An 8,489-nucleotide genomic window follows, 5' to 3' on the forward strand; every position below is an offset into this window, starting at 1 on the left:
AAGCGGACGGGACGCCCGAGGCATCGTCAGGCGCGCTGGATCCCCGGCGCGATTTCGGCTGGCGCCCGGAAGACGCGCAAGCGGCAGGCATGCCGCGCGCGCGTGGTGAGCCTGCCGTGCGCCTTGGGCCCAAGGCACCGGTTGAACAATCCGAGCTGGCGCGGGGCATCGCCAAGAGCGCGCGGCCGCCGTGCAAGAACGCGCATGCGGACATGGGCTTGCTGGCCTTGCCGTTCTTGCTCGCCGATACCGTTACGGACCGGGGCTGCAAGTGGTGAGGCCCAAGCCCGCGCTTGCGTCGGCACCGAAGGAATATCGTGATGCGCGTTTTTCATTTTCAATCTTGAAGCCAGTCCGATACGCTGCACGCGCGGGCCTGGACCTGTCAGGAAAGGCTAGTCGCGATTACCTGGGCGGCGGCAGGGGCAAGGCTGCGCATCCGTCCTGAATCATGGATACTGTTTTTTCAATCTGGGATTTCCAGAATTCATGGAGAGACGCAATGCCCGAATCTCAAGGTGGCCTGGACAGGCTGCGCAGCTTCATCGCCACCGCGACCCGCCTGGCCACGCCGTCCGCGCTGGCACAGACCCCGGAACTGCAGGCCGCGTTCGCCGACCTGGTGCGCCATGACGACTGGCTGCCCGAGGCCTGTACCGCGCCGCATCCGCAGTACTACCAGCAATACCTGCTGCACTGCGATCCGCTGGAGCGGTTTTCGCTGGTGAGCTTTGTGTGGGGACCGGGACAGTTCACGCCGGTGCACGACCACGAGGTCTGGGGCTACGTGGGCATGCTGCGAGGCGCCGAGGTCAATCAGCGTTACGTGCGCGGCCAGGATGGCGGCGTGGCGCCCGCGGGCGCCGCGACCACGCTGCAACCGGGCGACGTGGAGCGCCTGTCGCCCGCCGAAGGCGACATCCATCGCGTATCCAACGCCCATGCCGACCGCGTGTCGATCAGCGTGCATCTCTACGGCGGCAATATCGGCGCCGTTTCGCGCCATGTCTACGATCCTGCGACGGGGCAGGCCAAGCCTTTCGTGTCCGGGTATTCGTCGGCCAGCCTGCCGAACCTGTGGGACCGCTCGGAAGCGGTGCGGGCCGCCATCGCCGGGGGCGCGAGCTAGCACCTGTTCGCGCGCGGCGTCTCATGCTATTTTCTTGTCCTAAATATTAGGAAAATAAATAATGGACAAGACGCTGCTGAAAGGTCTGATGGTGTTGGAGGCGGTGACCGACGTGGACAATCCGCCGCGCACCATCGATGCGCTGGCCGCCCGCGTCGGGCTGACCCGCAGCAATACGCACCGCACTTTGCAGACGCTGATACATGCGGGCTACGTGACCAAGGACGATGACGGCGGCGGCTATCGCGGCGCGGTGCGGCTGTTTGAGCTGGCGGCGCGCCAGCTTGCCCAGCTGGACGTGCGCAAGCTGGCCGCGCCCTTCATGCGCACGCTGGCGGACCAGACCGGTGAAACCGTGCACCTGTCCGTGCTCGATGGTTTCGACGTCGTCTACGTGGACAAGATCGACAGCCCCCAACCCATACGCGCCTATTCGATGGTGGGCGGACGCGCGCCGGCCTATGCCGTCGCCACCGGCAAGGCGTTGCTGGCCTACCAGGCGGAAGGTTACGTCGAGCGCTACGCCGACAAGCTCGTGCGCCATACGCCATCGACCATTGTGTCCATGCCGCTCTTGAAGGACGAACTGCGCAAGATCGCCCGCACCGGCTACGCGGTCAATCGCGGCGAATGGCGCGAAGGCGTGGGCGGGCTGGCCGTGACCTTGTTCAACAGCCTGGACCAGCCCGTGGCCGCGATAGGCATCTCCGGTCCGCTGGACCGCCTGAGCGCCGCTAGGATGAAGCAGCTGGCGCCGGATGTGGCTGCCTGTGCCCAGTCCATTTCGCAAGGGATGGGTTATCGCCGGGGTTACCTGGACCAGTAGCGGGTCGCGCCAGGGCCGCGCTGATGCGCTGCGCCTGATCGCGAGCGAGGCGCGCGTTGACGTCCATGGACGTGGTCCAGAAGTACGTGCCGCCCGCCAGGCTGCCCAAGACCGAAATGTCCGGCTCGATCGCGCCGCGCGCGTTTTTCAGGCAGCCTGTGTCGTAGTCCAGCGCCAGGCCGCCGTGGGGATCGGGCTGCGCGTGGCCCTCGCGCAGCAACCCCGACACCAGCGGATCCTGCGTACGACGCGTATCCACCGAGAAGCTGGTGGCGTTGATCAGATAGCGGCTGGCGTGCGTGGCGACTACTCCCTCCGCATCGCGCAAGCGCGTGTGGAACAGGCCGCTGACGCTGTCGTGGCGGCTGTCCAGATAGCCGCCGCTCACCTGCAGCTGGCCGCGCTGGAACAGGGCCTGCAGCTTCAGTGCGTTGCGCATCGGAAAGGTGGCGCGCCGCGCCATCCACAGCGAACGCCATTGCGATTGGAAACGGTCGCGCTCGGCCTGCGGCATATGGCGCCAGATCAGATCGACGGCCGCATTGGTTGCGGCCGCCACCGCCTGCCACGGGCGCGCCGCCTGCTCGGATCGCCGTATCTCTGCGTCCAGCGCGGCGCGGGCGTCGCCCGCCATGCCGAATACGTCCGCCGCATCCAGGTTGCCGCCCAGCGCTAGCACTTCTTCGCGTAGCGCCGTGGCGATGACTTCGAGCGACAGTACGCCGCCGTGTGTGGCGGCAAGGCGCGGAACGCCCTCGGGACTCAGCTGTCGCAGCATGTCCGGCGTGCGGTTGTGGGCGCTGCGCACGGAGGGCAGGCGGCCATTGCGCGACACGCACAGGATGGGGCCGCGATGGGCCGCCTGCCGCAAGGCGGCGATGGCGTCGACGGCGCTCAGGCTGGTGCCGATGATGCAGACCGGCGCATCGGCGGCGATGCCGCTGGCCAAGGCTTGGACCGGGTAGGGGCTGTTGAAGTAGCCCGGGGCGTCCCGCAGTTCCGCAAAGGCCTGCGAGGGCAGATTGCCGTTGCACAGCACGGCGTAGCGCGCCCGGCAGGGCGGACCCTGTTCGGGTTCGACCCGTGCGCCGCCTTCAGGCAGCGGCGCCACGCGCCGGACCCGGCTGCGCACGTGCGTGAGCGCGATGCCCTGGGCGCGCGCGAGCTCGCGGGCCCGCTCATAGATGGCGCGCATGTAGGCGCCGAACAGTGGGCGCGGCAGGAAGTCCGTAGGCGCTATCGTGTCCGCGCCCTGCGCGCGCAGCCAGGCGGGATCCTGGACGCGCAGCCAGTCGACGAAATCCATCCGATGATCGGCCCGCGCCGACATATTGCCGGCAGGGATGTTGAGCAGATTGCTGGGCAGGTCCTCCTGGTAGGCTTCGCCCGCGCCCGGTTCGGCCTGAGGCTCGAACAGCATGATCGCCAACGGCCGGCCGCTGGCCGGCTCCAGCGTAAGCAGGAACTGATAGAGGAAGCTGACGGCCACCGAGCCGCCGCCGATGATGACCAGATCCGCGGCAAGCGGGGCGGACGTTGCGCGGGGCGCCGTCATTTGGCCGCCGACAAACGCACCACGTCGGCCCAGCGGGCGACTTCCTGCTTGAGCACGCGGCTGGTGTCGGCGGGATTGGTGGCGACAGCATCGGCGCCCAGCTTCTGCGCGGCCTGTTGCACGGAGGCCATGGCGGCGGCCTTTTGCATGCCCGCCGAGAGCTTGTCCACCACCGCGGGTGGCGTGCCTGCGGGCGCCAGCAAGGCGTAGGTGGTGGCGACCGAGTAATCCTTCACGCCCTGTTCGGTCAGCGTGGGCAGGTCCGGCAGCGCGGTGGCGCGCGTGGCGGTGGTGACGCCGAGCAGGCGGATCTTGCCGGTCGCGACCTGCGGCAGCAGCGCCGGCAGCGTCTCGATCACCATGTCGATCTGGCCGCCAAGCAGGTCGGTGATGGCGGGGCCGCTGCCGCGGTACGGCACATGCATGAGCCGGGTGCCGGTCACGACCTGGAGGAGCTCCCCCGCCATGTGCTGCGACGTGCCGGGGCCGGCCGAACCGAAGGTGATGGTGCCGGGCTTGCTCTTGGCCAGGGCGATCAGCTCCTGGATATTCTTCGCCGGGATCTTGCTGCTGTTCACGGCCACGGCCATGGGCATGCTGGTCGCCATGGACACGCCGACGAAGGCGGTGCCGAAGTCATAGCCAGGCTTGTCCGGCATGGCCGCATGGATCGCGTGGCTGCCCACGGCGCCCATCAGCAGGGTGTAGCCGTCGGCCGCCGACTTGGCCACGTATTCCGCGCCGATCTCGCCGCCCGCGCCCGCCTTGTTTTCCACCACTACGCTTTGCCCCAGGTAGTCGCCCAGGTGCTGTGCGTAGATGCGCGCGGCGGCATCCGTTGCGCCGCCGGGCGGGAAGGGGACCACCATGCGCACGGGTTTCGTCGGCCAGTTGTCGGCCGCGGCCGCGCCGCCTGCCAAAGCCAGCACCATGCCTGTCAGGGCAATGCGCCACGTTTTATTCATGGAAGTCTCCTTGGTGTCGGTGGAGCCGGCATGCGCAGCGGCCGCGGGCTTTTTCTTAAAATCCTAAAATATAGGACTCATGTTTCAATAAATGGTTTACTTAGAATTCCACAGGGTGATATGCTGGTCAACAATTAAGCACTACACCTAGGGAATGCACTAGGATTTACGTCAAAGTACGCGGGTTTGCGGCAGTGATGCGCTGGATGATGCCAGTCTTGAAGGCGTGCTCTTATAATGTTTTCTTCGTCCCAAATATTGAATTTTCATAACGAGAGGTCAGACATGACACCCAGTTCGGCGCTGGCCGGCATTACGGTGCTGGAGATTTGCAATGTCGCGGCGGGGCCTTTTTGCGGCATGTTGTTGGCGGACATGGGCGCCGACGTGATCAAGATCGAACACCCGGAAGGCGGCGACACGCTGCGCAGCTGGCCGCCCATTTCCGAGGGCTACAGCGAGAACTTCGCATCACTCAACCGCAACAAGCGCTCGGTCACGCTGAACCTGAAGGATCCCGGCGATCTGGTCCTTGCGCGCGAGCTGGCGCTTTCCGCCGACGTCTTGATCGAGAACAACCGCCCGGGCGTGATGGATCGCCTGGGGCTGGGCTATGCGCAGCTGCGCGAGGCCAATCCCAAGCTGGTCTATTGCTCGATTTCGGCCTACGGCCAGTCGGGGCCGCGCTCGCAGGAAGGCGGTTTCGACCTGACCATCCAGGCCATGAGCGGCATCATGAGCGTGACCGGCGAAGCCGGTGGCGAACCCGTGAAGTGCGGCGTTCCCTTGGCGGACTTTTCGGCCGGCCTGTATGGCGCCTTCGCCATCGCGTCGGCCTTGCGCGCGGCGCAGGCGAGCGGGCAGGGTACGCATATCGACGTGCCCATGCTGGGCGCCACGCTGGGCATCGCCGCCTTGCAGACCTCGGAGTTCTTCGGCAGCGGCAAGGACCCGGTCAAGCTGGGATCGGCCCATCCGCGCAACGCGCCGTATCAGGCCTTCCGTTGCAAGGGCGGCTATTTCGGCATGGCGGCGGGCAACCAGGCCTTGTGGAAGGGCGTGTGCGCAACGGTGGGCCGCGAGGACCTGCTGGCCGATCCGCGCTTTACCGACACCAGCGCCCGCGCGCGCAACCAGGAGGCGTTGCGCGACATCCTGGAAGCAATCTTCGAAGCCGAGGACGCGCAGACCTGGCTGGCGCGCTTCCGCGCGGCCGGCGTGCCCTGCGCGCCCATCAACACCTATTCCGAAGTGCTGGCCGACCCGCAGGTGGAGCACATGGGCTGGGTGCAACCCGTGGATCTGCCCAATGGCGTGCGCACGCGCACCTTCGGCCTGCCGGTGCGCTTCGATGGCCAGACCACGGCCCTGCGCCGCCGTCCGCCGGCCCTGGGCGAACACAACGATGAAGTGCTGGGCGCGCTGCGTGCCGGCAGGAAGGAGACGGCAGCATGAGCGGCGTCCTGCACATCGACAAGCAGGGCGCGGCCCAGGTGCTGACGCTGGCGCGGCCCGACAAGATGAATGCCCTGTCGGCGGAATTGGTGGAAGCGCTGATCGCCGCGCTGGACGAGGCCGAGTCCGGCGGCGCCCAGCTCATCGTGCTCAAGGGCGAGGGCAGGAACTTCAGCGCGGGCTTCGACTTCGGCGGATGGCAGGAGCAGAGCGAAGGCGATCTGCTGCTGCGCTTCGTGCGCATCGAGATGCTGTTGCAGCGGCTGGCGGCCTCGCCCTGCCTGACGCTGGGGCTGGCGCATGGCCGCAACTTCGGCGCGGGCGTGGATCTGTTCGGCGCCTGCAAGTGGCGCGTGAGCGCGCCGGACGCCACCTTCCGCATGCCCGGACTGAAGTTCGGGCTGGTGCTGGGTACGCGCCGTTACGCGGCCCTGGTGGGCGCGGAGCGGGCGCGCGCGGTGCTGGAGCAGGCGGCCACGTTCAGCGCGGAAGAGGCCTTGCGCGACGGCTTCGCCAGCCGCCTGGCTGACGCGCCGGACTGGCAGCACGTCGAGCGCGAGGCGCTGGACGCCGCATCTGCGTTGAGCACTTCGAGCCGCGTGCAGCTGTATGCGGCGCTGTCGGCGGAAACGCCCGACACCGATCTTGCCCGCCTGGTGCGCTCCGCTGCCCAGCCGGGATTGAAGGAGCGGGTGGCTGCCTATTTGCAGGCGCGCTGACCACGAAAAAGAACAGGCAGGGAAGGAGACATCATGGCATCGGGTTTCAATCAGAAGAACAAGCAGTGCACGCTGGCGGAGCTGGCGGCGCTGGTGCCCAACGGCGCATCGATCGCATTGGGCGGCAGCTTCCTGCACCGCGGACCGTTCGCCTTCGTGCGCGAACTGATCCGCCAGGGCCGGCGCGACCTGGAACTGGTCAAGCAATCGCCAGGATACGACGTGGACATCCTGTGCCGCGCCGGCGCGTTGCGCCGCGTGCGCGCGGGCATCGTCGCCATGGAAGGGAATTTCGGCCTGGCGCCGTGGTACCGCAAGGCCGTGGAGCGCCGCGAGATCGAACTGGAAGAACATGCCTGCGCCAGCCTCACGGCCGGTCTGCGCGCGGCTGCCTTCGGCGTGCCGTTCCAGCCTTGTGGCGGCCTGCATGGCAGCGGCCTGCCCGAGCTCAATGGCTGGAAGTGCCTGGACGATCCTTATGGCAGCGGGCAGCAGACCTGGGTGGTGCCGGCGATCCGGCCCGACTTCGCCGTGATCCATGCTTCCGAAGTGGACGCGCTGGGCAATGTGCGAGTGCATGGCACAGCGCATTGGGACCGCATCATGTCGCGCGCCGCGGGCAGCGTGCTGGTGGTGGCCGAGAAGGTGGTCGACAGCGCGGTGTTCGAGGCCAATCCGGAATCCACGCTGGTGCCGTTCTTCATGGTACAGGCCTATGCCGTGGCGCCGCAGGGCGCATGGCCGGGATCCTGCTGGCCGGACTACGCCATCGACTATCCGGCGGTAGAGGCATACATGGACAAGCAAGGCGATCTGCAGGCGCACATGGCCGCGGCGCCCGAAGCGCGGGAGGTGCAGCATGGCTGAGCAATGGTCGGGTTTTTCGTACATCGTCACCAATCTGGCGCGTTTCATCCGGCCGGACGAGATCACCTTCAGCGGCGTGAATTCCACCCTGCCCATGCTGGCCTGCCTGCTGGCCAAGCGCGCCTATGACTGGGATTTCGTCTACATCAACGTCGCTGGCGGCGTGAATCCGCGGCCTTCGCAGGTTCCCATCTCCAGTTCCGATCCGGTGCTGGCCGAGCACACGGCGTCGATTTTCTCCAACGAGGACTTCTACGACCTTTGCACGCGCGGCCGCATGGACCTGACCTTCCTGGGCGCGGCGCAGATCGACGGCGCAGGCTGCGCCAACAATTCCTGCATCGGCGACTGGCACGAGCCCAAGGTGCGCCTGCCGGGCGGCGGGGGCGGTGCGGTGATGCTGCCCACCGCCAGGCGTGCCTGCACCTGGCGTACCGAGCATTCGCGCCGCACCTTCGTGCCGAAGCTGGATTTCATGACGTCCTGGGGCGGATTCCATGGCGTGGTCACGCCGATCGCCGTATTCGTCAAGCGCGACGGGCGGCTGGCCTTGCAGTCGTGGCATCCGGAGTCCAGCCTGTCCGAAGTGCGCGAGCGCACCGGTTTCGAATTCGACGCCAGCGGCGCCGAGCCGTCTGCGCCGCCCACCGCGGCCGAGACGCGCGCCTTGCGCGAGCTGGATCCCGACGGACAGTTCGAACGCGACGCCGCCGTGGCGCTGCGCTAGGAGGTTGCGATGACGCTTGCCGACGCCACGCTGGTGGCTGCTTTCGCGCGCCTGTGGAGCCAGGCGCAATGGGCCGAACGGCCCGCCATCGTGACCACGGACGGCACGCTGACATATGCCGATCTGCGCCAGGAGGTCGGGCGCATCGCGGGCGGCCTGCGCGCCGCCGGCGTGGCCCGTGGCAGTCATGTGGCCATCGCGATGGAGCGGTCGCTGGCGCAGGTGCTGGCGATTCTGGGCGCGATG

General features: G+C 67.4%; 10 protein-coding genes. 8 read left to right on the forward strand and 2 right to left on the reverse strand.

Annotated features, from left to right (window positions below):
• From VIR09_RS26890 to VIR09_RS26900, 3 genes are all read left to right on the forward strand, one after another.
• A partial coding sequence (locus VIR09_RS26890) for a hypothetical protein (RefSeq protein ID WP_332015637.1) occupies positions 1-278 on the forward strand: 278 nt, incomplete at its 5' end.
• A 224-nt stretch (positions 279-502) separates the two neighbouring features.
• Positions 503-1,129, forward strand: coding sequence for a cysteine dioxygenase (locus VIR09_RS26895; protein ID WP_332015638.1), 627 nt, complete (start codon positions 503-505; stop codon positions 1,127-1,129).
• A gap of 61 nt (positions 1,130-1,190) precedes the next feature.
• On the forward strand, positions 1,191-1,955 hold the full coding sequence (locus tag VIR09_RS26900; protein ID WP_332015639.1) for an IclR family transcriptional regulator: 765 nt from the start codon (positions 1,191-1,193) through the stop codon (positions 1,953-1,955).
• On the opposite strand, the gene VIR09_RS26905 is transcribed toward VIR09_RS26900, so the two are convergent.
• Together VIR09_RS26905 and VIR09_RS26910 are read right to left on the reverse strand one after the other, a co-directional pair.
• The gene (locus VIR09_RS26905; protein ID WP_332015641.1) at positions 1,864-3,510 is read right to left on the reverse strand and encodes an FAD/NAD(P)-binding protein; all 1,647 of its coding nucleotides are present in this window, start codon (positions 3,508-3,510) and stop codon (positions 1,864-1,866) included. The two genes, VIR09_RS26900 and VIR09_RS26905, sit on opposite strands and share 92 nt — an antisense overlap.
• Entirely contained in the window at positions 3,507-4,475 is a 969-nt protein-coding gene (locus VIR09_RS26910) for a tripartite tricarboxylate transporter substrate binding protein (RefSeq protein ID WP_332015642.1), read from the reverse strand. The genes VIR09_RS26905 and VIR09_RS26910 overlap by 4 nt, the downstream gene beginning before the upstream one ends.
• A gap of 285 nt (positions 4,476-4,760) precedes the next feature.
• On the opposite strand from VIR09_RS26910, the gene VIR09_RS26915 reads away from it, so the two are divergent.
• From VIR09_RS26915 to VIR09_RS26935, 5 genes are all read left to right on the forward strand, one after another.
• Positions 4,761-5,930: a CoA transferase gene (locus tag VIR09_RS26915; RefSeq protein ID WP_332015643.1), complete on the forward strand. Its 1,170-nt coding sequence runs from the start codon at positions 4,761-4,763 to the stop codon at positions 5,928-5,930.
• Positions 5,927-6,649 carry an enoyl-CoA hydratase/isomerase family protein gene (locus VIR09_RS26920; RefSeq protein ID WP_332015644.1) on the forward strand — a complete coding sequence of 241 codons (723 nt, stop codon included), beginning with the start codon at positions 5,927-5,929 and terminating at the stop codon, positions 6,647-6,649. Before VIR09_RS26915 ends, VIR09_RS26920 begins: the two co-directional genes overlap by 4 nt.
• 33 nt (positions 6,650-6,682) lie before the next feature.
• On the forward strand, positions 6,683-7,516 hold the full coding sequence (locus VIR09_RS26925) for a CoA transferase (RefSeq protein WP_332015645.1): 834 nt from the start codon (positions 6,683-6,685) through the stop codon (positions 7,514-7,516).
• Entirely contained in the window at positions 7,509-8,243 is a 735-nt protein-coding gene (locus VIR09_RS26930) for a CoA-transferase subunit beta (protein ID WP_332015646.1), read from the forward strand. The genes VIR09_RS26925 and VIR09_RS26930 overlap by 8 nt, the downstream gene beginning before the upstream one ends.
• Positions 8,244-8,252: 9 nt before the next feature.
• On the forward strand, positions 8,253-8,489 hold a 237-nt coding region (locus tag VIR09_RS26935), incomplete at its 3' end, for an AMP-binding protein (protein WP_332015647.1).

Source organism: Achromobacter sp. (assembly GCF_036567245.1).
Lineage (GTDB): Bacteria > Pseudomonadota > Gammaproteobacteria > Burkholderiales > Burkholderiaceae_B > Achromobacter.

Excerpts from the sequence above, each read along its gene's own strand:
- VIR09_RS26895 (WP_332015638.1), top strand. The coding sequence starts at position 503 with ATGCCCGAATCTCAAGGTGGCCTGGACAGGCTGCGCAGCTTCATCGCC.
- VIR09_RS26900 (WP_332015639.1), top strand. The coding sequence starts at position 1,191 with ATGGACAAGACGCTGCTGAAAGGTCTGATGGTGTTGGAGGCGGTGACC.
- VIR09_RS26905 (WP_332015641.1), bottom strand. The coding sequence starts at position 3,510 with ATGACGGCGCCCCGCGCAACGTCCGCCCCGCTTGCCGCGGATCTGGTC.
- VIR09_RS26910 (WP_332015642.1), bottom strand. The coding sequence starts at position 4,475 with ATGAATAAAACGTGGCGCATTGCCCTGACAGGCATGGTGCTGGCTTTG.
- VIR09_RS26915 (WP_332015643.1), top strand. The coding sequence starts at position 4,761 with ATGACACCCAGTTCGGCGCTGGCCGGCATTACGGTGCTGGAGATTTGC.
- VIR09_RS26920 (WP_332015644.1), top strand. The coding sequence starts at position 5,927 with ATGAGCGGCGTCCTGCACATCGACAAGCAGGGCGCGGCCCAGGTGCTG.
- VIR09_RS26925 (WP_332015645.1), top strand. The coding sequence starts at position 6,683 with ATGGCATCGGGTTTCAATCAGAAGAACAAGCAGTGCACGCTGGCGGAG.
- VIR09_RS26930 (WP_332015646.1), top strand. The coding sequence starts at position 7,509 with ATGGCTGAGCAATGGTCGGGTTTTTCGTACATCGTCACCAATCTGGCG.